The sequence below is a fragment of the Flavobacterium sp. UW10123 genome, assembly GCF_040538975.1.
In the GTDB taxonomy this organism is placed as follows: Bacteria; Bacteroidota; Bacteroidia; order Flavobacteriales; family Flavobacteriaceae; genus Flavobacterium.
In genome coordinates this window covers 66,006-92,238 of sequence record NZ_JBEWQE010000015.1, presented here as the reverse complement: position 1 = coordinate 92,238, position 26,233 = coordinate 66,006, and the positions used below count along the sequence as shown (strand labels likewise).

Sequence of the window (26,233 nt, the reverse complement as noted above, 5' to 3'; positions counted from 1 at the left end):
TAAAATTCAAAAAAGCCTCCGATTTGGAGGCCTTTTTAATTATTTTCCTTTCAATAAATTGATGCTTACCGTTGCTGTATCTGCATCTGGAAATCGCTTAAAAATTGATTTGTCCGGAAATAATCCTGCTTCTGCGGCAATGGCATTAAAAACATCAATTTCAACAATATACTGATCAGAAAAACCATGTGTGGCATCATAAGCTGTTGCTGGAGTTCGGCCTAAATTATTGGCTGTCAATTTAGGATTTATGGTATGAAGTTCAATCAGAAGCAAACCAAATTTGTGTACATATGGTGACCATTTTTGTAAATGTTCCAAAAGATTGTCTTCAACCAGATTATTGCTAATTCTTTTTCCTCTGTAAGCAAATGCACCAGTTGAGGTACTAACTCTGTTTGGACTAATATGTTTCGGCTCTTGCCAAATTCTGTTGTGATCTAGAAAAGTCCTCACATTTAGAAGATCTTTCAAATCAATATTATAATTTTCTTTCAGATCTTCTGCAAGTAAATCAGGACGTCCGATATCGCCCCAAATTACTTTTGCCCAAATATCTGCATTTATCAGATTGGCTCTAGTTACTTTTAGGGCAGTTTGGTTATAATCAACTCCAACTATAAATAGCGGATATTCGTCGAGCATTTTTCCTCTTAAAGTTTGTCTGTCGATTACTTCAAAAATATGCTGTAAGAAAGCGCCATTTCCGCACCCCATATCTAGAATTCCTTTTGGCTGTTCTTCAATAGGAAGATTAAAAAGCTTGATCAGGATTTCATCAACCACTTTAAAATAAGTGTCGTGAGCGCCACCGCTTCCCCAAACGTTCATTTCACGATCTACATGAAGTTCGTTTTCGCCTTCAGCCGTTCTCAAAATATCTGGATTGCCAAAAATTAATTCTTCGATTTTGGCAAAAGTTGGCAGATAAGAAACTGTTACGCCATAAGCGCTGGCTCTTTTGGCAAAGAATAAACCTGCTTCGGTAAATTGATAATTACCGTTTTTTTCCAGAAACCAACCCAGATGGACAAAAAAGTCTAAAATCTTTTTAAAATTTTCTGGTGATTTATGAAACTCTTCGGGTCTGAAAGAAGTTTCCATAAAATATTTATGAAACATTCCGTTCATTGCCAATCGCACAATTGTTGGACCAATCAAATAGCCTTCAATATGTTTTAAAATCTGTTCTTGGATACTGTTTTTCAGAGGATCTTCTGAAGGTTCAATTCCGTATCTTTTTTTATACTTTTCAAAAATAATATTGAGTTTTTCAAAAGGAACATCTTCAAACAAACGTGGATGAAAATGTATCGATAACTGAAGCAATTCAACAACATCTTCGTAGAGATAAAATAATGAAAATGCTGTTTTTGTTTTTTCGTTTATCGAAATCGTGATTTCCTGCTTTTTATTATCAACTTCATAATCCAGAAATCCCTGAGAAGCCAAAACTCGCAAACCTACATTCAGATAACCTTCGTTGGCTTTAAAAGTAGCAGAAAGCTCAGATAATGTGAGCTTTTCTTTGTTTAATATAAATTCTAAAACCGATTTGTTTTTGAATGCAACTGCTACAGGAGCACTCACTAATCCGTCAAGATGTCTGAAAATGGAACCTAAAAGTTGTGATTTATCGGTCATAATACAAAGAGTGAAGGTTAGATTAAAAATAGTGATTTTTTTCTTACGTGTTACATGCGTTTGCTGTTGTACTAAGATTTTGTTTTTGATTTTTCTAAAAAAAAAGCTGATGTGCAATAATCGCCATTTTTGAACTTTTTTCGCAAAAACAAACACTAAAAATCTTTAATAACGCCATCAAAATTCACCTAAAATAAGATAAAAAACGTAAAATATTTATTAAAAGTCAAAATGACAATAACTAATCAAAAACCAGTATTTGCTGAATATTTCATTTTATTTTGTAGAAAAAAAAGCGATTTATTGAAAAAAAATTTTACTAAAACGTTTTTGTAAGTTTCACTTGCATATATTTGCGATGTACTAAAATATTCAACAATAAATTTTTTGTCCGATGAAAAAGATTACAATTAGAGATATTGCGAAACAGGCAGAAGTTTCTATTTCTACTGTGTCTTTTGTGATCAACGGAAAGGGCGAAAAAATGGCTATTAGTCCAACGGTAATCAAAAAGGTTCAGGATGTAGCGCAAAAACTGCAATACAAACCAAGTATGATCGCAAGCAGTCTGCGAACAGGAAAAACAAGATCAATCGGACTTATTGTAGAAGATATATCCAACCAGTTTTTTGCAGATTTGGCTAGAGTTATAGAAGACGAAGCAAAAAATATAGATTACAGAGTTTTTTATTGCAGTACAGGAGATGATAATAACCGTTCAGAAGAATTAGTGCAAAGTCTTTTGCAGGCAAATGTTGAAGGTTTTATTATTACGCCGACTCGAAATTTAGAGAAAACAATTGGTCAGCTTTTAAAATTGCAAAAACCTGTTGTCTTGATTGACCGATATTTTGCCAACCAAAAAGTAAGTCACGTTCTAATGGACAATTATGAAGCATCTTATTCGGCGACTAAATTTTTAATCAGCAAAGGAAAAAAGAATATCGCCGTTGTGAATAATGAGTCTGGAATGATTCAGATGAAGTTAAGAGAAAAAGGATATGTAGAGGCGTTAAAAGAAGAAGGAATCTATAACGAAAAGTATACGCTTCATATAGATTATCATGCCAGTGAACATAGCAGAATTGAGACTATTATAAATTTCTTTAAGAAAAATAAAGAGATAGATGCCGTTCTTTTTTCAGCCAACTATCTTGGACTAGCAGGGCTCCAAGCTTTTAGGAATTTGAAATACAAAATTCCAGAAGATGTTTCTGTGATAAGTTTTGATGATCATGACAGCTTCAAATTGCATACACCAACAATCTCAGTCATTGCACAGCCTATTGAAGAAATTGCCGTCAAATCGATACAACTGTTAATGAGCCAGATGACAAACTTTGAAGATTTCAAAATAGAAAAGGTTCTCAAGAAAGGAACTTTGATTCTAAGAGAATCTGTTTAATCAACCCAATATTTCGATTTAAGATTTAAAATGAAAAAAAACGATTTTTTTTAATCAATTCACTAAAACGATTTAGTAAGATTTGTCCTTGATTTACTTACGATTACGATCCATTAAAAACCGAAAACAGCTGTAATGATACATTTTTATTCGAGCTGTGATATTTAAAATAGAGTACAATTTTTTTATTAATTATTTAAAAACAAACACAAATCAACAAAACAAAATCAAAACCAATAACCAAAAAAACGCTTATGAGACGAATATTAGCAGTGTTAGGAGTGATATTGCTTAGCAGTTTGAGTGCTGCCGCGCAAAATCGATTAATAACCGGTATAGTTACAGATGCAGAGAACAAGGGAATTGTCGGTGCATCAATCGAAGTTCAGGGTAAACCATTTAGTGCTATTTCAGACGCCGAAGGTCGATTTAGAATGAATGTTCCTGAAGGTAAAGTTGTCCTTAATGTATCTTCTATGGGGTTTCAGTCACAATCTGTGGCAGTTCAAGAAAAAGATACAAGAGTTGCAGTTACGTTAGTTGAAACTACACAAGAATTAAAAGATGTTGTTGTAACTTCATTTGGAGTTAAAAAACAAAAGAAAAGTTTAGGTTACGCAGTTGGAGAACTAAAAGGCGAAGACCTGACAAAAAATAAAGAAATTAACTTAGGAAACGCGCTTCAAGGTAAAATTGCCGGAGTAAACGTTTCGGCACCAGTTACTGGACCTTCAGGTTCTAGTCGTGTGGTAATTCGTGGAGCAACTTCTGCGTCAGGGCTTAATCAGCCGTTGTATGTTGTTGACGGAATTCCGATTGATAATACGCAGCAAGGAAATGCAGGAATGTGGGGAGGTGCAGATAAAGGAGATGGTATGTCTTCTTTTAACCCAGATGATATCGCTTCGATGTCTGTATTAAAAGGTAGTGCGGCTTCTGCTCTTTATGGATACAGAGGATCAAATGGTGTTATCTTAATTACAACTAAAAAAGGTAAAAACGGAACGGGAATTGGAGTAGATTTTAGTACAAATTCTTCTTTTAATACACCTGCAAGCCTTTTAAAATGGCAGGATCAATATGGTGCTGGAGCTCCAAACGCGAGTGGTGTGCCAACTAGATTTAACAATTTGCAGGAACTTAGAGATTCGTATTATTTTTCATGGGGAGATAAATACGACGGAACGCCATCTTTATCACTTGATGGTAAGACAAGACCGTATCAAGCTTATGGAAAAGATAATGTTGAGAATTTCTATAGAACTGGATATTCTTTCAGTAATACTTTAGCAATTTCTGGTGGAAATGAATCAACAAACTTTAGATTGTCTTTCGGAAATACTAAAGACGAATCGATAATGCCAGAAACTACATTTGGAAGAAACAACGTCGCTTTGAGTTTAAACTCGGCTCCAAATAAAAAAATCAGCATAGAGACTAACGCTCAGTACATTTCTGAGAAAAGTCACAATCGTCCATATTTGAATGACTCACCAAGAAATCCGTCTTTTCCGACTACTTTCATGACTACAGGTTCAGATATCAGATGGTTAAGCAATCCTTATGATGCTAACGGAGGAGAAGAAGACTTTTTAGGGGCAAACGTATATCATACAAACCCTTATTTTGCTACAAAATCTCCATTAAATGATGATCTTAGAAAGCGTTTTATTGGTTCGGCAAAAGTAAATTATAACATTACAGATAAAATTTATGCTAAAGCTGTTATTGGTATTGACGATGTTAATTATGAATATACTGAAATTGAGCCTACTGGAATAAATTATAATCCAGGCGGATCTATCGAAAACAGAATTGAAACTCGTTCTGAGGTAAATGCTTCTGGTTTCTTAGGTTACAAAGGAGATATTGCTAAAGATATTTCGTTGGATGCTTTTATTGGAGCAAACCGTCAGCACAACAGATACAGCGGTATTAAAATGAAAGGAAACAACTTTATTGTTCCGTTCGAATATTTCTACGGAAATACGCAGCCTGATAAAACAGAAAAATTATTCTCAGAAAGCGAAGTAAACTCTCTTTTCTATTCTGCCGATCTTGGATATAAAGATTTCTTATTCTTAAGTTTAACAGGTCGTGAAGACTGGTTTTCAACATTAGATCCTGCAAACAACAGTACTTTCTATCCTTCTGTAAGTTCAAGTTTCATTTATTCTGAAGTTTTAGGACTTCCTGAGTGGATGTCATATGGTAAGGTTAGAGTAGGTTGGGGTAACGTTGGAGGTGCATTGCCAGAAGCTTATGCTTTAGCATTGACTTACACTACGCCAGACGGACAAACAGATTCATTAGGACAGCCAATTTTGGGTGTAAACGGAGAAACGATTCCAAACAGAACTTTAAAACCTTATAATGTAAGTACAATTGAGTTTGGTTTTGAAAATACATTCTTCAATAACAGAGTGAGTACAGATTTGACTTTCTACAGCAAAAAAACTACAAATGATATTACAGATGCTGACGTTTCTCAAGCTTCAGGTTATAGAACAACAAAAATCAACGTTGGTGAAATCCTAAACAAAGGGGTGGAGTTTGCTGTTAATGTGAAAGCTATTAAGACGCCAAGTTTTTCTTGGAACGTAGGTTACAATTTTGCGTACAATGATAGCGAGGTTCTGAATCTTTCTGATAAAATTACGACAAAAACATTAGAAGGAAACAGAGATGGAAGAGCTAATGTAGTTTTAGAAAAAGGACAGCCATTTGGAGTGATTAAAGCGTACGACTATTTAAGAGATGCAAACGGAAATATTATTCTTGATACAAATGGTAAATTCTTAAGAGGAAATTTAATTATTGCAGGACAAGGTGTTGCGCCAATGTCTATGGGACTTTCAAATGATTTCTCTTATAAAAATTTCACACTTTCAGTTTTTGTTGATGCTAAATTCGGAGGAGAAATCTACTCGGCTACAAACCAGTTAGGAACACGTTACGGATTATCTGAAATTACACTTCCAGGTCGTGAAAATGGTGTTCAGGTAAGCGGAACAGATGTGAACGGAAATCCAGTTAATAAAACCGTTTCGGCATACGATTACTGGAGAAGCTACAGTGATGTAACATCAAACTTTGTTTACGATGCTGATTTTGTTAAGCTTAGAGCAATTTCATTTGCTTACAACTTCCCAAAAGCATACTTGCAAAAAACACCATTCCAGTCTGTTAGTTTAGCATTTTCTGCTCATAATTTATGGACTATTTATGACAAAGTTCCAAACATCGATCCTGAGTCAAATTACTCAAACAGTAATGCTCAAGGTATGGAGAGAGCTTCTATGCCATTGACAAGAAACTATGGTTTTTCGCTTAATGTCAAATTCTAATTCTTAAAAAAGATGAAAAATAGATATATCAAAATATTTTGTGTCGCAATTGTTGGTGCTTTGACATTAGCTTCATGCGATAAAGGATTCGAAGAAATGAATAAGAATCCAAATGCTTTAACAGATCCAGCTGTAAAATCTATGTTTACGCTTGCCGAAATTTATGTTGACGGACAAGATTTTTCTAATACAAGAGGAAACAATTTATACGCGGCGCAAATCGTGCAGCAGTTTTCTTCGCTTGGAGGGCCAGGTTCAAAATACACGTATTCTTCTGAGTATTCTGCAGCGCTTTTTGGAGAAACTTACGGAAAAGGACTAAATCAGATTTTCCAATTATTGTCTGCAGTAGAAAATACGCCTGAGAATACCAATATGATTCAAGCTTGTAGAATCATGAAAGTTTTCTTGTTCCAAAAATTAACGGATACTTATGGTGAAGTTCCTTATTTTGATGCTGGAAAAGGATACAACGGAAACGTATTTTCTCCAAAATATGACACACAAGAAGCAATCTACAATGATCTTTTAAAAGAACTGGACGAAGCTGGAACTGCGCTTGATGCAGGAAAGCCATTTGTTGGAAATGCTGATTTGTATTACCAAAGTGATGTTGCAAGATGGAAAAAATTAGCAAACTCTTTAATGTTAAGAGTAGCAATGCGTCTGTCTAAAGTAAACCCTGCGAAAGCAAAAGAATATGTAGAAAAAGCCTATGCAAAAGGTGTTTTCACTTCAAATGATGACAGTTTGGTTTTAAAGCATGATGCAGGTCCTGCAGGAGTTAAAACCAATCCAATTACATCATCTTGGGTTAGAAACGATTTGAATGGAGGAGAATCTAATATCAAATTCAGTAAAACGTTTATCGATATGTTGAAAAACACAAACGATCCACGTTTAAGAATTTATGCAAAACTTGAAGCTACAGGAGATAACAATCCAACAAGTCAGCAAGGTTTGGCAAATGATGCAAAAGAATTTCCAGGAGGAGATAAAAAACTGTTTTCAGATCCAAATACGTCTACAGTATTGCGTTTAGATGCTCCAACATTAATTATGTCTTATGCCGAGGTTCAGTTTTTATTGGCAGAAGCTGCAGTAAAAGGATGGAACGTTGGCGGATCGGCTCAGACTTATTATGAAAACGGAGTAAGAGCGGCGATGAATATTTTAACCATTTTTGGAGATAAAGTGCCAGCAGTTTCATTAGCAGAATACAACACTTACATTACAACATATCCATTTAAATCTGCAGGAACAGAAGCGCAGAAAATCGAACAGATTATCACTCAAAAATGGATTGTGCTTTTATTCAACGGTTTTGAAGCGTTCTCAGAATACAGAAGAACAGGTTATCCAGTTTTAGTTCCTGTAAATGATCCGACAGGAGAAACTCAAGGAACAATTCCAAGAAGATTAATTTATGATCAGTCAGAACTTATTACAAATGAGGCTAATTATAAAGCAGCAATTCAACGTCAAGGTTTAGATTTAATGACCACAAGAATCTGGTGGGACAAATAATTTTTAAATTGGTTGGTTAGTTTAAATAAGTCGGGTAATGAGCATACCCGGCTTATTTTTAAAATCTGCAATTGATTGATCTGAAAAGCAAATATTTGAAAAGTTATTTTACAGATTCAAATACCCTTTTTTTCGCATAAAACAAATTTGGTTCTGCTGAAAAAGATGGATTTTATTTTCTGTATTTTAAAAATTTCAAAATAATATACTTAAAGTTTATTTCAGTTATTTGAGTTTAAAAACAATCCATATCAAAATCAAAATAAAGCATAAGGCAGTGGTAAAGAAGATATTTCTAGTTGTATTTTAGAGTTACTAACAAAGAATAAATTCTCAAGAGAAGGAATAGGTGCGGTCAGTTCTTTCCTTCTCTAAAACTGCCAAATTACTTACCTTTTTTAGTAATTTTAGAAGGTATAAAATATTACTCAGTAAAATGAATTATCAAAATAAACTTCATTGGATAATGTCTCTCTGTCTGGCAGGTTTTACAACAATTGCCTTTTCGCAGAAAATTGATTTAAAAAGCAATTGGACATATCGTGAAGAAAAAACACAAAAATGGTATTCGGCAAATGTTCCAGGAGAAATTCATACAGATTTGCTCAACAGCAAATTAATACCAGATCCATTTTACAGAGATAACGAAAAAAAACTGCAATGGATCGAGCGCAAAAACTGGGAATATAAAACGGCTTTTCAGGTTACAGCAAATATGCTGAAAAAGAAAAATACAGAATTAGTTTTTGACGGATTAGATACTTATGCATCAGTTTATGTAAACAATCAATTAGTTTTAAAAGCCGATAATATGTTCCGTCAATGGCGTGTTGACGTTAAAAAAGTCTTGAAATCTGGAAATAATGATTTACGAATCGTATTTCAATCGGCTCAAAATGTGGTTGATTCATTGGCAAAAAAAGATTATCCATTTGTAATTCCAGACAATCCGCGTGCTTATGTACGTAAAGCACAATATCATTTTGGCTGGGATTGGGGACCAAAATTTACCACTTGCGGAATCTGGAAAACGCCAAGATTTGAAGCTTACGACGAAAAAGAACCTGAGAAACCTTATGTTTTAAATCGAAAAATTGAATTAATACAAGACAAAGACAGTCTTGGTCGCTCTTTTTATTTTAAAATTGACGGAAAGCCAGTTTATATGAAAGGAGCCAATTATATTCCATCAGATGCTTTTCTTTCGAGAGTGACCAAAAAAGAATATGAAAAAATAGTTTTATCTGCCAAAGAAGCCAATATGAATATGCTTCGCGTTTGGGGCGGAGGCATTTATGAAGACGATTATTTCTACGATTTATGCGATAAATATGGCATAAATGTCTGGCAGGATTTTATGTTTGCAGGCACAATGGTTCCGGGAGACGATGCTTTTTTTGATAATGTAAAAAAAGAAGTTCAATATCAGGTAAAAAGACTGCGCCATCATCCAAGCATCGTTTTATGGTGTGGAAACAATGAATCTGATGAAGCCTTTAAAAACTGGGGCTGGATGAAAAGTTTCAAAATTTCAAAACAAGATTCAATCCGTTTGTGGAAAGATTATACGCGTTTATTTCATGACAGTATTCCAAAATGGGTAAAAGAAGTAGATGGAAAACGCCCCTATTTAAGTTCTTCGCCATTATACCATTGGTCAAAAGCAAAAAGTGTAACCGAAGGAGACAGTCATTATTGGGGAATTTGGTGGGGATTGGAAGATATTGAAGCCGTTCAGAAAAAGACAGGAAGATTTGTGAGCGAATATGGAATGCTGTCTTTGCCAAATTATAATTCAATTGAGAGTTTTACTTCGCCAGAAGATCGACATTTATATTCAGATATACTTAAAGTACATTTAAAAGCAGGTAAAGGTTTTGAAAAATTAGATTCCTATCTCGGCAGGTATTTCATTGATGCTTCGAAAATAAAAAACTTGAATCTGGAAGATTATGCCTATTTGAGTCAATGTCTGCATTATTATTCAATAAAAAATATTGTAGGCACACATCGTTCTAAAGCACCTTATAATATGGGAACTTTAGTTTGGCAATTAAATGATTGTTGGCCCGTAGCAAGCTGGAGTATCACAGATTACAATAATCGACAGCCAAAAGCAGCTTGGTATGCCATAAAAGAAGCATACAGAGACGACATAAAACTAGAAACCGATTTTACGCATCCGAAAAATTTAGCATTAGAAGATCCAAAAATTAGTTGGGAGATAAAAGGAAATAGCGTAATTGTAAAAGCTCAAAAAATGGCAAAATACATTTGCATTTCCATGAAAGGCTATAACGGAAAATGGAGTGATAATTATTTTGATTTAAAAGCGGGAGAAGAAAAAATAATTTCGTTTGAAGGGAAAATAGCAAAGCCTGAGATTAAGATTTATTCTTTGTTTGAGGTTTTGAAAAGGTACTGAGGTTCTAAGTTGCAAAGGGACAAAGGTTTTTCGTAGAGACGCACCGCAGTGCGTCTAAAACACAGAATAAAAAAAATAAAAATATGAGAATACTATTTAGCGGTTTTTTGGCTTTGAGTTTACTTTTTGCCAATCCAGCAATTTCACAGCAGAAAAAGGGAAAACAAACAGATATAAATTACACGCAATATGTAGATCCGTTTATTGGTTCGGCGGGACATGGCCACGTGTTTGTGGGCGCAAATGTTCCTTTTGGAGCCGTACAGTTGGGACCTGTAAATATTTTTGAAGGTTGGGATTGGTGCAGCGGTTATAATTATGCCAGCAATACGATTTTAGGTTTTACGCACACACATTTAAGCGGAACCGGAATTGGAGATTTAAATGATATTCTGGTGCTTCCTGTAAGCGGAAAAGTCGGTTTGACCAAAGGCACAAAAGAAGATATGGTAAACGGCTACGGCTCGTATTTCTCTCATAAAAACGAAGTGGTAAAACCTGGGTATTACAGCGTTTTATTGGATAAATATAAAGTGAAAGCCGAATTGACGGCCAGCGAAAGAGTTGGTTTTCATAAATATACTTTTGAAAACACGAACGATTCACATATTTTAATTGATCTTGCAGACGGAATTGGCTGGGACAGACCGGTAAAAACGTTCATTAACAAAATTAGCGATACTAAGATTGAAGGATATCGCTATTCTACAGGTTGGGCTACAGATCAGCGCATTTATTTTGCAATGGAATTCTCTGAACCGATTAGCAATATGATAGTTTATGACAGTACTGCTGTAGTTAAAGGAACAGAAGGGGAAGGCTTAAAAATAAAAGCAGTTTTAGATTTTAAAACCTTAAAAAATAAACAGATTTTGGTAAAAGTCGGAATTTCTCCAGTTAGTACAGAAAATGCATCAGCTAATATAAAAGCAGAAATTCCGAATTGGGATTTTAATGCGATTGTAAAACTGGCAGATTCAAAATGGAACAAGGAGTTAAACAAAGTTCAGATAAAAGCAGACGAAAAAACAATGAAAGTCTTTTATACTTCATTGTACCATACCATGTTTGCGCCTTCTATTTTTAATGATGCCAACGGAGATTACTTAGGGACTGATAAAAAGGTTTACGAAAAAGCCAATTTTACCAATTACACTACTTTTTCGCTTTGGGATACTTACCGCGGACTGCATCCATTATACACCATTACACAGCCAGAAAAAATTAATGATATTGTAAAATCGTTTTTAGCGATTTATCAGCAGCAAGGAAGATTGCCTGTTTGGCATTTAATGGGCAACGAAACCAATACGATGAACGGAAATCATTCTATAGCGGTTATTGTTGATGCGTATTTAAAAGGGTACCGTGATTATGATATCAATTTGGCATATGAAGCGATCAAAAAAACGGCAATGCAAACCCGCGACGGGATGGATTATGTTCAGAAACTAGAATATATTCCTGCTGATAAATTATTAGAGTCTGTTGGAAATGCTTTAGAATATGCTATCGATGATTACTGCATCGCTTTAATGGCAAAAGCTTTAAACAAAACAGAAGATTATAATTATTTTACGAAAAGAGCCAATTTATACAAACAGTATTTTGATAAAGAAACCACTTTTATGCGTGGTAAATTGACCAATGGAAATTGGAGAACGCCATTTAATCCGCTATCATCTGCACACCGTAAAGACGATTATGTTGAAGGAAATGCGTGGCAGTACACTTGGTTGGTTCCGCAAGATCCGTACGGTTTGATCGATTTATTTGGAAGCGAAGAAAAATTTATTGCTAAACTCGATTCACTTTTCTTACTGACAGATAAAGTAGAAGGAGAAGATGTCTCGCCAGATATTAGCGGTTTAATTGGTCAATATGCTCACGGAAACGAACCTAATCATCACATTCCGTATTTGTATGCGTATGCAGGACAACCGTGGAAAACAGCAAAATTAATTCGTGAAATCGATGATAAATTTTATTCTACAAAACCAGACGGATTATGCGGTAATGAAGATTTAGGGCAAATGTCGGCTTGGTACATTCTGTCTTCAATGGGGTTCTATTCCGTTAATCCCGCAAATGGAGTATATGTTTTAGGAAGTCCGCTAGTAAATACTGCCGTGATTCATCATACAAAAGATATTTCTTTTACGATAAATGCGGTTAACAACAGCGCTTCAAATATCTATATCCAAAAAGCAGAATACAACGGAAAACCATATACAAAATCATACATCACACAAGATATGATTGTAAAAGGGGGAGAATTAAAATTGTATATGGGAAACAAACCATCAGCAACTTGGGGAGTTAAGAAAGAGGATAGACCTCAATAATTTAAGATTTCTGATTTAAGATTTCCTTGTATGTATTTAGACAAAGATTAAAAGCTTAAAGCTTACGGCTTAAAGCATAAAGCAAAAAATATGAAAATAAAAAGTTTAATTTTTTTAGGAATAGTACAGTCCTGTCTTTTTTTAAATGCACAGGTAAAAGCCTTAGATCCTGTAGAATATGTAAACCCTTTAATGGGAACGCAATCGCTGCATAATCTTTCCAACGGAAATACGTATCCCGCAATCTGCAGGCCGTGGGGAATGAATTTCTGGACGCCGCAAACAGGAAAAATGGGCGACGGATGGGCTTACACATATACAGCAGAAAAAATCAGAGGATTTAAACAGACACATCAGCCATCACCTTGGATGAATGATTACGGTCAGTTTTCGATCATGCCTGTTACGGGGAAGTTGGCTTTCGCCGAAGACGAACGTGCAAGCTGGTTCAGTCATAAAGCAGAAGTTTCAAAGCCATATTATTACAGCGTTTATCTGGCAGATCATGATGTTACGACAGAAATTACCGCAACAGAAAGAGCAGCACATTTTCAAATCACATTTCCAGAAAACGAACACTCTTATATTGTAGTTGATGCTTTTAATAAAGGATCATACATCAAAATTTTCCCTTCAGAAAATAAAATTATTGGTTATACAACTCGTAACAGTGGTGGTGTTCCAGACAATTTTAAAAACTTTTTTGTGTTGTATTTTGATAAGCCATTTACAGTAAATTCTACTTTTAATGACAAAACTTTAGAAAAAGGAAAATTAGAATTAACGGCTGGCCACGCTGGCGCTGTAGTGGGCTTTAAAACTAAAAAAGGAGAAAAAATAAATGTAAAAATCGCATCATCTTTTATAAGTTTTGAGCAAGCCGAATTAAACTTAAAAAACGAATTAGGAACTGCTTCATTCGAAGAAACTCTAGCACAGTCTAAAAATGAATGGAACAAAGTTTTAGGGAAAATTGACGTAGAAGATACAAATGAAGAGCAATTGAAAACCTTTTATTCTTGTTTGTACCGTACGGTTTGTTTTCCTCAAAAACAATATGAAATCAATAAAGACGGGGATATAATACATTACAGCCCATATAACGGAAAAGTTCTGCCTGGTTATATGTATGCAGGAACTGGATTTTGGGACACATTCCGTGCTTTATACCCTTTGTTAAATTTGGTTTATCCTTCTATAAACAAAGAAATGCAAGAAGGATTAATAAACGATTATAAAGAAGGCGGATTTCTACCGGAATGGTCTAGTCCAGGTTTTAGAAATGTAATGGTAGGAAATAATTCAGCTTCTGTAGTTTCAGATGCTTATATGAAGGGATTGCGCGGTTATGATATCAATACTTTGTATGAAGCTTTGCAGCATGGAGCAAATAACGAAGGACCAATGGATGCTGTGGGAAGAAAAGGAGTTAAATATTACAATACCCTGGGTTACGTTCCTTATGATGTTAGAATAAATGAAAACGCAGCGCGAACACTAGAATATGCTTATGATGATTTTGCAATCTGGAAATTGGCAAAAGCTTTAGATCGTCCTAAAAAAGAGATTAATCTTCTCGAAAAGCGAATGATGAATTATAAAAATCTCTACAATCCTTCTGTTGGGTTAATGAGCGGACGAAATAAAGACGGCAGTTTTCCAGCCAATTTTAATCCGTTTAAATGGGGAGATGCTTTTACAGAAGGTAACAGCTGGCATTACAGTTGGAGCGTTTTTCACGACATTCAAGGTTTAATTGATTTAATGGGAGGAGAGAAGAATTTCACGGAAAAATTAGACGCTGTATTTTCAACGCCTCCTGTTTTTGACGATAGTTATTATGGATCTGTTATTCATGAAATCCGTGAAATGCAAATTATGAATATGGGACAATACGCTCACGGAAACCAGCCGATTCAGCACATGATTTATTTGTACAATTATGCAGGTGAACCTTGGAAAACGCAATATTGGTCAAGAGAAGTGATGAACCGTTTGTACAAACCAACTCCAGATGGTTATTGCGGAGACGAAGATAACGGACAAACTTCTGCATGGTATATTTTTTCAGCCATGGGATTTTATCCTGTTTGTCCAGCGACAGAAGAATATGTTTTGGGAGCACCTTTGTTTAAGAAAACAACTTTACAGTTAGAAAACGGAAAACAGCTTATTATCAACGCATCAAATAATTCAGAAACAAACAAATATGTAAACGAATTGAAATGGGATAATGCTTCTTATTCTAAAAATTACATTAACCATTTTGATGTATTAAAAGGAGGCGAATTAAATTTTGATATGACAAGTTCTCCAAATTTAAAAAGGGGTACAACAAAAGAAGCATACCCATATTCTTATTCAACTTCAAAATAAAAAGATATGCAGTCACGTAGAAAATTTATAAAAAACGCAGGCATTTTTTCGGCAGGATTATTGGCACTTCAAACAGAAGCTTTCGGATTTCATTCAGATACTTTTCCCTTTCCGCTAAAAGATTTTGTTTCTAAAAGGCCTCCTGTTGCAGAAAGAAAATTTACAAGCAAAGCAATTGAAGCGGCTATTGTACGCGTTAAAAAACAAATAGCCAATCCAGAATTGGCGTGGCTATTCGAAAACTGTTTTCCAAATACATTAGATACCACAGTCGATTTTGAAATTATTGACGGAAAACCAGATACCTATGTAATTACAGGAGATATTGATGCTATGTGGCTTCGTGACAGTACAGCTCAGATCTGGCCTTATATTCCGTTTGTAAAAGAAGATCCGAAATTGGCAGAACTGGTAAAAGGTGTAATTAATCGTCAAGCGAAATGTATTCTGCTAGATCCGTACGCAAATGCTTTTTATAAAGATTTTACGAAGGAAAGCGAATGGAAAAATGACCTTACCAAAATGCAGCCCGGAATTCATGAAAGAAAATGGGAAATTGACAGTTTGTGCTATCCCGTTAGACTAGCGCACGGATATTGGAAAGAAACGGGAGATATCAGTTTATTTGATGCCAAGTGGAAAGAAGCCATGCTCTTAGTTCTACAGACTTTTAAAGAGCAGCAGCGAATGGATGGCAAAGGCGGACCTTATAGTTTTCAGCGTCAGACGGCTTGGGCAACAGATGGCGTTCCTTTAGGCGGTTACGGCTATCCAGTAAAGCCTTGCGGATTAATCGTTTCGACTTTCAGACCAAGCGATGATTCTACTTTATTCGGTTATCTGATTCCGAGCAATATGTTCGCTATTGAAATACTAGGCTATCTGATCGAGATTTTCTCTCTTCCAGCTTTAAAAGACAATGATTTAGTTGCGAAAGCCACAAAATTAAGAGATGAGGTTCAAAATGGACTTAATGAACACGGAATTATTAATCATCCAAAATTTGGAAAAATCATTGCTTTTGAAGTAAACGGATACGGCAGTTTCCATATGATGGACGATGCCAATGTACCGTCTTTATTATCATTACCATATTTAGGCGCTATTGCTCCAAATGATCCTTTGTATTTGAATACAAGAAAAGTGGTGCTATCAGAGAATAATCCGTTTTTCTATAAAGGAAAAGCAGGAGAAGGTATTGGAGGTCCGCATACAGGAGTAGACACGATCTGGCCAATGAGTATTGTTTTGAGAGCCATTACGAGTGTAGATGAAAAAGAAATAAAAGCCTGTATCAGTAATTTAATAAAAACCAATGCCGACACAGGATTTATGCATGAATCATTCCATAAAGACGATGTGAATAAATTTACCCGTAAATGGTTTGCTTGGGCGAATACGCTATTTGGCGAAATGATTGTGCACACCAGCATTCATTACCCTCAAATTTTAAAAGATAAAAATATCTAGTACTAAAGCTTAATAAATAAAAATGAATACATCACATGCCATTGGGCTAGATATAGGAGGAACGCATATTACAGCTGCGGTTATTAATAAAGCAGAGATGAAAGTACTTGATTTTTCGCTCTGCAAAGAATCTTTTGATTCGAATTTGCCAGCAGATCAGGTTATGAATATCTGGAAAAAAGTAATCAGTACGTCAATTGAAAATTCTAGAGTAAAAGATATTACTGGAATAGCGATTTGCATGCCTGGACCATTTGATTATAAAAACGGAATTTGCTGGATTAAAGGCCAATCTAAATATGAACATTTTTACGGATTAAACATTAGAGAATTGCTTCTAAAAACTCTTGGTTTTCCTGCGGATTTTCCAGTTCTTTTTGAAAATGATGCCGTTTGTTTTGGAAAAGGAGAAGTTTTTAAACAGCAGGAGAATCTTTCTAAAAAAGTAATGGCCGTAACATTAGGAACAGGCTTAGGAGCTTGTTTTATTGATAAAGGAACATCGATCAGTTCGGGTAATTCTGTTCCAGCTGATGGTGAAATATACAATCTTTCATATAAGGACGGAATTGCAGAAGATTATGTTTCGGTTAGAGGTCTTTTGTCACATTATAAATCTTTAAGCGATACCGATCTTAATAATGGCTTAGAACTTTATAATCGAGCGAAAAACGGAGATCGGCAAGCAATTCTGGTATTTGAAAGAATGGGAGAGGAATTAGCGACAGTTGTTATTCCGTGGATTAAAAATTTTGCAGCAGATCATATTATTATTGGAGGGAAAATTGCCAATGCGAGTGATTTATTTCTGTCTTCATTTAATAAAACAATTCAGAAATCGGGTTCCAAAATTGAGGCTTCCATCTCAAATGACAATGAAGTTGCGGCATTATTAGGAGCGGTCAGTTTTCTATGTGATTAAAAATAAAAACGGATGAGGTATTAACTCATCCGTTTTTGTTTTAATTGTGTTTAAATCCTCTTAGATTATTTTTGTTAAAGTTTTAAAAGGGCTTTTGTAGCTAAGAAATGTCATATACTAAAAACAATAAAAAAGCCTTTAAATAAGAATATTTAAAGGCTCTACTTTTAAGTTTCTTTTAAAACTTTATCTGGCGGAGAAAGAGGGATTCGAACCCCCGGACCTGTTACAGTCAACAGTTTTCAAGACTGCCGCATTCGACCGCTCTGCCATTTCTCCAGTATGTCGCTTTCATTTTCTGATTGCGAGTGCAAAGATAAGTTGTTTTTTGAATTGTGAAAATTTTTTTTTAATTATTTCTAAAAAAAAAATATCCTGTAAAAAAGAAAAACCCTTAACAAAGTTAAGGGTTTTGAATTTCAGCGGAGAAAGAGGGATTCGAACCCCCGGACCTGTTACAGTCAACAGTTTTCAAGACTGCCGCATTCGACCGCTCTGCCATTTCTCCAGTATGTCGCTCTCAGTGCCTGATTTCGGGTGCAAATATAAGACGGTTTTTTGGTTATAAAAACTTTTTTCGGACTTTTTTTTGAAGTTTTTTAAGATAATTTTCAAGTGTCTAATTATCAGTATTTCCGAAAAGGAGATTGTTTGAAAAATTAATCTAAATCGTCTAAAATTGGCGTTGGTTTTTTGTGTTCGTCGACGGCAACAAACGAAAAAGTTCCTGAAACTACCGTTTCGCGAAGTTCAGTATACATTTGTTCCATAAAAATATCAACGTGAATTTTACAGCTAGTTCTTCCAACGCTATCTACTTTTGCTACTAATTCGATTAAAGTTCCAGCAGGAATTGCTTTTTTGAAATCAATTTGACCTGTAGAAATCGTAACCACTTTTTTACGGCTGAAACGTGTGGCACAAATAAAAGCAACTTCATCCATTAAGTGAAGGGCTGTTCCTCCAAATAAAGTGTCATAATGATTCGTGGTGCTAGGAAATACGGCTTTAAAAATACGAGTTTCTGATTTTTGAATTCTTTCTTCTACTGTTCCCATATTAATAATTAACGTATTCTGTAATTTCAAGTCCGTATCCAATCATACCCACTCGTTTTGTTTGTTCTGTGTTCGAAACCAATCTGATTTTAGAAATATCAATATCATGGAGAATTTGAGCTCCGATTCCGTAATCTTTACTGTCAATAATAACTTTCGGAGCTTTTAAAGTTCCGTTAGCTTGTAATGATTTTAGCTCAGAAATTCTGTTTAAAAGGTTTACGGCAGTCATGTCTTGATTGATAAAGATAACAGCGCCTTTTCCGTTTTCATTAATCACTTTAAACATATCGTCCAATTGCTGTTCAGCATTATTAGTTAATGTGCCTAATAGATCATTATTTACCTGAGAAGAGTGGATTCTTGTCAAAATTGGTTCACCGAGATTCCAAGTTCCTTTAGTTAAAGCAATATGAATTTGTTTGTTGGTAGTTTGTTCGTAAGCTCTTAAACGGAAAGTTCCAAAACGAGTTTCGATATCGAAATCTTCTTTTTTAACGATTAAGCTATCATGCTGCATTCTGTAAGCTACTAAATCTTCGATAGAAACTAATTTCAGATTAAATTTCTTAGCTACTTTAACTAATTCTGGCAAACGAGACATAGTACCGTCTTCGTTTAATATTTCGCATATTACACCAGCAGGTTTAAATCCAGCTAGACGCGCAAAATCAATTGCAGCTTCAGTATGTCCTGTTCTTCTCAAAACACCGCCTTGTTTAGCAATTAAAGGGAAAATGTGCCCAGGACGAGCTAAATCATGAGGTTTTGTATTTGGATCAACTAAAGACTGAACTGTTTTTGATCTATCTGCGGCAGAAATTCCAGTTGTAACGCCTTGTCCTTTTAAATCAACAGAAACAGTAAAAGCTGTTTCCATGTGGTCTGTATTGTTGGTCACCATAGCACGAAGATCTAATTCCTTGCATCGGCTTTCTGTAAGTGGTGTACAAATTAAACCACGTCCGTGAGTAGCCATAAAATTGATCATCTCTGGTGTTACTTTTTCGGCAGCAGCCAGAAAATCGCCTTCATTTTCGCGATCTTCATCATCGACTACAATGATTACTTTACCTTGACGAATATCTTCTATAGCTTCCTCAATGGTATTCAATTGTATTTTTGTTGTTGACATAATTATTTTTGCTTTTGAGCAGGTAAAAACCGCTCAGAGATTTTCTGAATTAGTTGTGAAATAGGAGTTGTAATTGCATCAAAATTAATTAATCCGTTGTCGTTTGTAGCACGGTAGGTTAATAATATGGCAAGTGGCGATAAGACAAAAGATGACATCCATGATCCCATAAATGGGGTCATACCGCCTTCTTGAGATAACCTTTTCCCAAATGTATTGATGAAATGGAAAGTAATGAAAATTAAAACGGCAAATACAATAGGGAGTCCAAGACCTCCTTTTCTAATGATAGCGCCAAGTGGTGCCCCAATAAAGAACATTAAGAAACAAGCGAAAGCAATCACAAATTTCTCGTACAACGCATTATAGTGTTTGTTGATTTCTCGCTCTTTGTCTTTTAAATCTTTCTGTGTAGTTTCTATAGAATAAATATTGCTTGTGATATTGCTTCCTGCCATCTTTAGAATATCAACTTTGTCTTTGTTAGAATAAATCGACAATACATCATTTGGAAGCGGTTTCTTTTTGATGTTTTTTTGAGTATTTCCAAAGAATCTTTTAATTCCAACTCGTTGATTGATATTTTCAGAAAAAGAAACAATTTCGTTATCTAGATTTTTGTTCAATGAATCTAAAGTATAACGAAGCTCGCTGACATTCAGCATTCCATTTGTTCCAGCAATGCTTTCTTTGCTGTCATCAGTTTTGTTTAATTCGGATAAATCGATATTGATGATCTGTGTCTTGAATTTTCCTTTTATAAAAGGCATTTTAGCACGATCCTCATATTTTTTTGGAGTAACGTCTTGATAATAATAACCGTCATTTAAAACTAGTTTTAGTATGCTAGACTTTTCATTGCTGACTAGTTCACCAGTTTTAGCTTTGATTACGGTTTTGTTTTCACCCAAACTATTTGCTTTCTCGTGGATAGTTACGCCAGTTAAGTGATTACCATTTTCGCCAGATTTTTTGTTTACTTTAATATTGTAAGTTCCTACATCGTTAAACTGGCCTTCTGCAATGGCCATAGCTGGTTTGGCTTGCGCAATGTTTTTTCTAAAGTTGACAAACTTATATTCGGCATACGGAATAACGTTATTGGCAAACCAAAAGGCTAGAATGCTGAGAACGAAAATAAAAATAATCAATACTCGCATTGCTCTTTGCAGTGAAATTCCTGAAGATTTCATGGCTGCAAATTCATAATTTTCGGCCAGATTTCCGAAAGTCATGATCGAAGCTAGTAAAACCGAAAGCGGTAAAACTAGTGGAATAATACGTGGCATAGAAAAAAGCAGGAATTTCACGACCAATATTAAGTCGAGATCTTTACCTGCTAGTTCTGAAATAAATAGCCATACTGTTTGAAGTATGAATATGAAAAATAAGATTACAAATACCGTAGTAAATGTAAGTAAGAATGTTTTTAATAAGTATTTGTCTAGAATTTTCAACCTTCTGATTAATCTAATTTATTGATGTAGTATTTCGGGTATTTACTCGCTACAAAGGTAAATTGATTTTTTGATAATGGTTGATTGGTTTTAAAAGAATTAACGGTTAAAGTTGTTTTTGTTCCGTTTTTTCCAGTTTCAATCAAATTGTAGATGTGTTTTGTCTGAACGTCAATACCTAACAAAATTTCTTTTCTTTGGTCTTTTCCGCTAGTTGGAACTAATTTGATATATTGAATTTTTCTTCCCTTTACATTCTGAACAATGTCCATGTTATACTTGTAACCAGAATTAAAGAAAGTAAGCATTTTTGAAGGAGTGATTGCGTTATCATCTTTCTCATTTACTTTAGAAATAGTAACTTCTTCATCTTCAGGAACAATGGTGTAGGTTTTCTGGCCGTCAAAAATTTTGGTAACACCCATAAAATTCAAAACATATTGATTTCCTTTCATAGTTACGTTTCCTTTACTGTCCTGATTGATGTTTTCTTTGGCATTATTCAAAGAATATTTAAAATCGATAACGATATTGTCGTAGCTTTTAATTTTAGAAGTTACTTCGTTCAATAAATCTTTTGCTTTTTTATCTTGAGCTTGAATAGAAGTGAAGCTCAAAAGCAATATAACTGCCATTTGAAAACACTTTTTAGTCATGTTTGTGATAGAATTGTTGTTGATTTCTTGAATTTTTGCTTTCATGATTGGATTAATTTTGTTCATTATTAAAAAATTGATCAAGAGCATTTAAATCTAAGATGTTTACACTGCGTGCTTTACTGCCTTCAAACGGACCAACAATACCTGCAGCCTCAAGTTGATCGATCAAACGACCAGCTCTGTTGTATCCTAATTTTAATTTTCGTTGCAATAAAGAAGCAGAACCCTGCTGTGCATTGACAATTATCTCTGCCGCTTCTCTAAATAAAGTATCTCTTTCGGAAATATCTATATCAAGATTAATGCCACTTTCCTCTCCAACAAACTCTGGAAGCAAATAAGCTGTAGCATATGCCTTTTGTCCTCCAATAAAATCTGTGATTTTTTCTACTTCCGGAGTATCAATGAAAGCGCATTGTACACGAATTACGTCGTTTCCGTTGGTGTATAATAAATCTCCGCGACCAATAAGCTGATCTGCTCCTTGAGTGTCCAAAATAGTTCTAGAGTCAATTTTTGAAGTTACTCTAAATGCAATTCTGGCAGGGAAATTGGCTTTAATTAAACCTGTAATAACGTTTACAGACGGTCTTTGTGTTGCAATAATTAAGTGGATACCAATGGCACGGGCTAACTGAGCCAAACGAGCAATAGGAACTTCGACTTCTTTTCCAGCAGTCATAATCAAATCGGCGAATTCATCGACAACCAAAACGATGTAGGGCAAAAATCGATGTCCCGCTTCTGGATTTAATTTTCTAGACTTGAATTTATCGTTGTATTCTTTAATATTACGAACCATCGCATCTTTTAATAAAGAATAACGATTGTCCATTTCGGTACAAAGTGAGTTTAAAGTATTGACAACTTTTGCATTATCTGTAATAATAGCATCTTCTGTGTCAGGAAGTTTGGCTAAATAGTGTCTTTCAATTTTATTGAAAAGCGTAAGCTCAACTTTTTTAGGGTCAACCAAAACAAATTTTACTTCTGCCGGATGTTTTTTGTATAAAAGCGAAGTTAAAACTGCATTCAATCCAACAGACTTTCCTTGTCCAGTTGCTCCGGCCATTAATAAGTGAGGCATTTTGGCTAAATCAACAACAAAAGTTTCGTTAGAAATGGTTTTTCCTAATGCAATTGGCAATTCCATTTCGGCTTCTTGGAATTTTGCCGCACCAATAACACTTTTCATCGAAACCATAGTTGGGTTTTTGTTCGGAACCTCAATACCGATAGTACCTTTTCCTGGAATTGGTGCAATAATACGAATTCCAAGTGCTGATAATGATAAAGCAATATCGTCTTCTAAACTCTTAATTTTAGAAATTCTAATTCCCGCTTCTGGCACAATTTCATATAAAGTTACTGATGGACCAACTGTAGCTTTAATCTGTGCGATTTCAATTTTGTAGTTACGAAGTGTATCTACAATCCTGTTTTTATTTTCTTCTAATTCTTCCTGATTGATAGTAATTCCGCCAGTCGAATATTCTTTTAATAAATCGATGGTTGGAAATTTGTAATTGGATAAATCCAAAGTTGGATCAAATAATCCGAAATCGGCAACTAAGCGTGAAGCTAAGTTTTCTTCGATAATATCTTCTTCTTCTGCTTTTTCAATTACAAAAGCTTCATCGGCAGAAACTAAAGGCAGTTCTTGTTTTGGAGTAATTGGCTTTAAAACTGGATTTAATTCAATTTCTGACGAATGAGAAATAGTTGGCTTTAAAGCTTCTTTGTTAAGTTCGAATTGCGTGTCAACTGTTTTGATGTGAATGTCATCTATTTCAGGATCACTTTCTACTTCTTCTTTAATAGCAAACTCTTCTAAATTATAAGCGCTTTCAGGTTGATTTACAGCTGGTTTTAAAGTGTCTAATTCTGATTTGAATTCTTTTTTAGTAGAATCAAAATACGATTGAATTTTTTCTGGCGATAATTTGATTTTGAAAATCAGATAAATAATTAAACCAAAAAGTAGTGTGAGTAATGTACCTGTTTTTCCGATATAATCTTGAAGGAATAAATTTAATTCATAACCGATAGTTCCTCCTAATTCTGGTGCAGAAGTCGCAAAGAAACCAAATAGCACAGAAACGATAATAATGGCAAAAATATCCCAGAACCAAGTGTTTTTTAGTTTTTGGGTCGAAAGCTCCAATGCTAAAAACATTCCAGTTAGGAAAAACAAACGTACAAAAATGAAAGAAGCAAGTCCGAAACCTCTATAGATAATTAAATCAGCAAGATATGCTCCAAATTTTCCGAGCCAGTTTTCAGCAACTTCAGTGCGATCACCAAGCTGATTGACAACACTTTGATCATTTTGCCATTGTCCATTAACATAAAAAGAAATAAATGCGACCAATAGGGCAATAGAAAAAAGAACCAAAAGACATCCTAGAACAAATTTTTGTTGTTTGGATATCTTGAGTGATCTTTTATTTCCTTCTTGTTTATCGTTTTTTTTATCTACAGTTTCTTTTTTATTTTTTGCCATTCTTGCGTTTTCCTTTGCCTAAATAAATTTTGGAATATAAATAATCAAGCCTATTGCTATTGCAGTCATTGCAGCAAAAAATACTGCCCCTGCAGCAATATCTTTAATAAAACCTATTCGTTTGCTATAATCAGGATGGATAAAATCGGCAATTTTTTCAACTGCTGTATTCAACCCTTCGATAGCTAAAACTAAACCGATTGCCAGAGTTTGACACAGCCATTCGGTTTGAGAAATATGAAAATAGAACCCAGCAATTGTCATGATAATTCCCAATGAGAATTGAACCATAATGCTATGTTCTGTCTTAATTAATTTTACAGCGCCGTTAAAAGCATAGGTCATACTTTTTAATCGACCTGTAACAAATGTATTATCTTTTTGAAACTCCATTTATTGGAAAATATTATAGTGCTGCTAAAGCTGCTTCGTAATTTGGTTCGTTTGCAATTTCTGCTACTTGTTCTGTGTGAAGGACTTTTCCGTCTGCATCAACAACAATGATTGCTCTTGAGTGTAAACCTGTTAAAGGTCCGTCAACGATTTCTAATCCGTTTGCTTTTCCGAAAGCACCAGTTTGAAAATCTGATAAGTTTACTACATTTTCTAAACCTTCAGCACCACAAAAACGTTTTTGAGCAAAAGGTAAATCTCTAGAAATACATAAAACAGTAGTGTTTTCTAATCCGCTTGCACTTGCATTGAAAGTTCTAACAGATGTTGCGCAAGTTCCAGTATCAACACTTGGGAAGATATTTAAAACTAATTTTTTACCAGCGAATGTGCTTAAAGAAGCAACAGATAAATCGTTTTGTACTAATTTGAAGTCAGCTAATTGCGATCCAACTGCTGGTAATTCACCTGATGTATGAACTGGATTTCCTCCTAATGTGATAGATGCCATGATTTTTGATTAAAATTAATGAGGCTCAAAAGTAATGATTAATATTTGAATCTAAAAGTATTTGTTATCGGTTTAAGGAGAGATTAAGGATCGTTTTTGGGTAGCCACGAATTCACGATTTTGTCGAATTATTTTAGATTTATTATGCTTGTCAGGCTGAGCGGAGTCGAAGCCCGAGTACGGAATTGCGCAATATAAATAGTTAATCTTTGTAGAATTACTTTACGTGGGCTTCGACTCCGCTCAGCCTGACAAAGATGGCGTCAACAGAGAGATTGAAAACTGCCACTGAGACTATAAATTAAAAAAAAGCGTCCCTAAATTAGAAACGCTTTCTCAGCTTTGTTTTTTTATTTATTCTTGGGAGGGGGCCGATTTACTTATCGATTGAGCCTAACACACGTTTCATGAACGTATTTAAAGCTTCTTTTTTATCTGTTCCTTGAGTAACCAATTTTTGTACTTCAAGGGCACCGTACATATTTGAAATCAATTCACCGATTACGTCTAATTCTTCGTCTTTTAGAGAAGGAATTTCGGTCATCGCTTCAAGAACTTCGATCGTTTCAATGATGTAATCCTGATCGTTTTCTTCGATGAATTGTGTTAAATGCTTAATTACTGGTAATTTCATAATTTTTTGTTTAAGCGTTAAATCGTTTTTTTGTTTAATCGATTAAACGAATAAACAAATAACCAATTAAACAATAGCGTTTACTAAGTCAATTAAAACTTCTTGTTTGTTAGTTTGCGTTTCACCAACTAATTGTCCGTTTACGAAAGTAGCGAATGTTGGCAAGTTACTCACATTAGCTAATTTTCTTGATTCAGGAGAATTTTCTGCATCAACCAAAACAAAAGTGATAGCTTCATTTTCTGTTGCTAATTTTTTGAATTTTGGTTTCATAATACGGCAATTTCCACACCATGAAGCTGAATATTGTACTACTACTTTTTCGTTTTTAGCAACTAAATCTGCTAACGTATCTTCGTTTAAGTCGATTAACATTTCTTTATTTTTTAAGGTTCAAAGTTACAAAGGTTCAAAGGCTCAAA

At 34.7% G+C, this 26,233-nt stretch carries 18 protein-coding genes and 2 tRNA genes; 8 read left to right on the top strand and 12 right to left on the bottom strand.

What is annotated here, in order from left to right; genetic code table 11:
• Positions 1 to 39 precede the first annotated feature (39 nt).
• The gene (locus ABXT06_RS17785; RefSeq protein ID WP_354591937.1) at positions 40 to 1,644 is read right to left on the bottom strand and encodes a class I SAM-dependent methyltransferase; all 1,605 of its coding nucleotides are present in this window, start codon (positions 1,642 to 1,644) and stop codon (positions 40 to 42) included.
• Positions 1,645 to 2,038: 394 nt separating this feature from the next.
• Between ABXT06_RS17785 and ABXT06_RS17780 the strand changes: the two genes are divergently transcribed.
• The 8 genes from ABXT06_RS17780 to ABXT06_RS17745 all read left to right on the top strand — a co-directional run bounded on the left by ABXT06_RS17780 (position 2,039) and on the right by ABXT06_RS17745 (position 17,461).
• A complete protein-coding gene (locus tag ABXT06_RS17780) occupies positions 2,039 to 3,049 on the top strand; it encodes a LacI family DNA-binding transcriptional regulator (RefSeq protein ID WP_354591936.1) in 1,011 nt (336 codons plus the stop codon).
• A 254-nt stretch (positions 3,050 to 3,303) separates the two neighbouring features.
• Positions 3,304 to 6,396 (top strand): SusC/RagA family TonB-linked outer membrane protein, encoded by a 3,093-nt coding sequence (locus tag ABXT06_RS17775; RefSeq protein ID WP_354591935.1) that lies wholly within the window; start codon positions 3,304 to 3,306, stop codon positions 6,394 to 6,396.
• A 12-nt stretch (positions 6,397 to 6,408) separates the two neighbouring features.
• Positions 6,409 to 7,923: a SusD/RagB family nutrient-binding outer membrane lipoprotein gene (locus ABXT06_RS17770; protein ID WP_354591934.1), complete on the top strand. Its 1,515-nt coding sequence runs from the start codon at positions 6,409 to 6,411 to the stop codon at positions 7,921 to 7,923.
• A gap of 436 nt (positions 7,924 to 8,359) precedes the next feature.
• Positions 8,360 to 10,348 (top strand): beta-mannosidase, encoded by a 1,989-nt coding sequence (locus tag ABXT06_RS17765; RefSeq protein WP_354591933.1) that lies wholly within the window; start codon positions 8,360 to 8,362, stop codon positions 10,346 to 10,348.
• Between the two features lie 83 nt (positions 10,349 to 10,431).
• Positions 10,432 to 12,693, top strand: a complete 2,262-nt coding sequence (locus tag ABXT06_RS17760; RefSeq protein ID WP_354591932.1) for a GH92 family glycosyl hydrolase — start codon at positions 10,432 to 10,434, stop codon at positions 12,691 to 12,693.
• Between the two features lie 90 nt (positions 12,694 to 12,783).
• On the top strand, positions 12,784 to 15,069 hold the full coding sequence (locus ABXT06_RS17755; protein ID WP_354591931.1) for a GH92 family glycosyl hydrolase: 2,286 nt from the start codon (positions 12,784 to 12,786) through the stop codon (positions 15,067 to 15,069).
• A gap of 6 nt (positions 15,070 to 15,075) precedes the next feature.
• The gene (locus ABXT06_RS17750; RefSeq protein ID WP_354591930.1) at positions 15,076 to 16,539 is read left to right on the top strand and encodes a glycoside hydrolase family 125 protein; all 1,464 of its coding nucleotides are present in this window, start codon (positions 15,076 to 15,078) and stop codon (positions 16,537 to 16,539) included.
• 22 nt (positions 16,540 to 16,561) lie between these two features.
• Positions 16,562 to 17,461, top strand: coding sequence for an ROK family protein (locus tag ABXT06_RS17745; protein ID WP_354591929.1), 900 nt, complete (start codon positions 16,562 to 16,564; stop codon positions 17,459 to 17,461).
• 191 nt (positions 17,462 to 17,652) lie between these two features.
• On the opposite strand, the gene ABXT06_RS17740 is transcribed toward ABXT06_RS17745, so the two are convergent.
• The 11 genes from ABXT06_RS17740 to ABXT06_RS17690 all read right to left on the bottom strand — a co-directional run bounded on the left by ABXT06_RS17740 (position 17,653) and on the right by ABXT06_RS17690 (position 26,186).
• Positions 17,653 to 17,740: transfer RNA gene (locus ABXT06_RS17740), tRNA-Ser, on the bottom strand.
• A 144-nt stretch (positions 17,741 to 17,884) separates the two neighbouring features.
• Positions 17,885 to 17,969 (bottom strand) — tRNA-Ser (locus tag ABXT06_RS17735).
• A 151-nt stretch (positions 17,970 to 18,120) separates the two neighbouring features.
• The gene (locus ABXT06_RS17730; protein WP_008462012.1) at positions 18,121 to 18,519 is read right to left on the bottom strand and encodes an acyl-CoA thioesterase; all 399 of its coding nucleotides are present in this window, start codon (positions 18,517 to 18,519) and stop codon (positions 18,121 to 18,123) included.
• A 1-nt stretch (position 18,520) separates the two neighbouring features.
• The gene (ribB, locus tag ABXT06_RS17725) at positions 18,521 to 19,654 is read right to left on the bottom strand and encodes a 3,4-dihydroxy-2-butanone-4-phosphate synthase (protein WP_162536276.1); all 1,134 of its coding nucleotides are present in this window, start codon (positions 19,652 to 19,654) and stop codon (positions 18,521 to 18,523) included.
• Between the two features lie 2 nt (positions 19,655 to 19,656).
• A complete protein-coding gene (locus tag ABXT06_RS17720; RefSeq protein WP_354591928.1) occupies positions 19,657 to 21,111 on the bottom strand; it encodes an LptF/LptG family permease in 1,455 nt (484 codons plus the stop codon).
• 8 nt (positions 21,112 to 21,119) lie between these two features.
• Positions 21,120 to 21,746, bottom strand: a complete 627-nt coding sequence (gene lolA1, locus ABXT06_RS17715) for an outer membrane lipoprotein periplasmic chaperone LolA1 (RefSeq protein ID WP_465254288.1) — start codon at positions 21,744 to 21,746, stop codon at positions 21,120 to 21,122.
• A 73-nt stretch (positions 21,747 to 21,819) separates the two neighbouring features.
• Positions 21,820 to 24,273, bottom strand: a complete 2,454-nt coding sequence (locus ABXT06_RS17710) for a DNA translocase FtsK (RefSeq protein WP_354591927.1) — start codon at positions 24,271 to 24,273, stop codon at positions 21,820 to 21,822.
• A gap of 18 nt (positions 24,274 to 24,291) precedes the next feature.
• Positions 24,292 to 24,666 carry a diacylglycerol kinase family protein gene (locus ABXT06_RS17705; RefSeq protein WP_057119332.1) on the bottom strand — a complete coding sequence of 125 codons (375 nt, stop codon included), beginning with the start codon at positions 24,664 to 24,666 and terminating at the stop codon, positions 24,292 to 24,294.
• Positions 24,667 to 24,679: 13 nt separating this feature from the next.
• Entirely contained in the window at positions 24,680 to 25,177 is a 498-nt protein-coding gene (gene tpx, locus ABXT06_RS17700; RefSeq protein WP_354591926.1) for a thiol peroxidase, read from the bottom strand.
• A gap of 376 nt (positions 25,178 to 25,553) precedes the next feature.
• Complete coding sequence (locus tag ABXT06_RS17695) at positions 25,554 to 25,811, bottom strand: DUF6952 family protein (RefSeq protein ID WP_354591925.1); 258 nt, start codon at positions 25,809 to 25,811, stop codon at positions 25,554 to 25,556.
• A gap of 66 nt (positions 25,812 to 25,877) precedes the next feature.
• Entirely contained in the window at positions 25,878 to 26,186 is a 309-nt protein-coding gene (locus ABXT06_RS17690; RefSeq protein ID WP_008462030.1) for a thioredoxin family protein, read from the bottom strand.
• Positions 26,187 to 26,233: the final 47 nt, after the last annotated feature.

Bases quoted from the DNA above. Each gene is read 5' to 3' on its own strand.
- ABXT06_RS17695 (WP_354591925.1), bottom strand. From the start codon at position 25,811: ATGAAATTACCAGTAATTAAGCATTTAACACAATTCATCGAAGAAAAC.
- lolA1 (WP_465254288.1), bottom strand. From the start codon at position 21,746: ATGGCAGTTATATTGCTTTTGAGCTTCACTTCTATTCAAGCTCAAGAT.
- ABXT06_RS17765 (WP_354591933.1), top strand. From the start codon at position 8,360: ATGAATTATCAAAATAAACTTCATTGGATAATGTCTCTCTGTCTGGCA.
- ABXT06_RS17710 (WP_354591927.1), bottom strand. From the start codon at position 24,273: ATGGCAAAAAATAAAAAAGAAACTGTAGATAAAAAAAACGATAAACAA.
- ABXT06_RS17785 (WP_354591937.1), bottom strand. From the start codon at position 1,644: ATGACCGATAAATCACAACTTTTAGGTTCCATTTTCAGACATCTTGAC.
- ABXT06_RS17705 (WP_057119332.1), bottom strand. From the start codon at position 24,666: ATGGAGTTTCAAAAAGATAATACATTTGTTACAGGTCGATTAAAAAGT.
- ABXT06_RS17770 (WP_354591934.1), top strand. From the start codon at position 6,409: ATGAAAAATAGATATATCAAAATATTTTGTGTCGCAATTGTTGGTGCT.
- ABXT06_RS17690 (WP_008462030.1), bottom strand. From the start codon at position 26,186: ATGTTAATCGACTTAAACGAAGATACGTTAGCAGATTTAGTTGCTAAA.
- ABXT06_RS17755 (WP_354591931.1), top strand. From the start codon at position 12,784: ATGAAAATAAAAAGTTTAATTTTTTTAGGAATAGTACAGTCCTGTCTT.
- tpx (WP_354591926.1), bottom strand. From the start codon at position 25,177: ATGGCATCTATCACATTAGGAGGAAATCCAGTTCATACATCAGGTGAA.
- ABXT06_RS17780 (WP_354591936.1), top strand. From the start codon at position 2,039: ATGAAAAAGATTACAATTAGAGATATTGCGAAACAGGCAGAAGTTTCT.
- ABXT06_RS17730 (WP_008462012.1), bottom strand. From the start codon at position 18,519: ATGGGAACAGTAGAAGAAAGAATTCAAAAATCAGAAACTCGTATTTTT.
- ABXT06_RS17775 (WP_354591935.1), top strand. From the start codon at position 3,304: ATGAGACGAATATTAGCAGTGTTAGGAGTGATATTGCTTAGCAGTTTG.
- ABXT06_RS17745 (WP_354591929.1), top strand. From the start codon at position 16,562: ATGAATACATCACATGCCATTGGGCTAGATATAGGAGGAACGCATATT.
- ribB (WP_162536276.1), bottom strand. From the start codon at position 19,654: ATGTCAACAACAAAAATACAATTGAATACCATTGAGGAAGCTATAGAA.
- ABXT06_RS17750 (WP_354591930.1), top strand. From the start codon at position 15,076: ATGCAGTCACGTAGAAAATTTATAAAAAACGCAGGCATTTTTTCGGCA.
- ABXT06_RS17760 (WP_354591932.1), top strand. From the start codon at position 10,432: ATGAGAATACTATTTAGCGGTTTTTTGGCTTTGAGTTTACTTTTTGCC.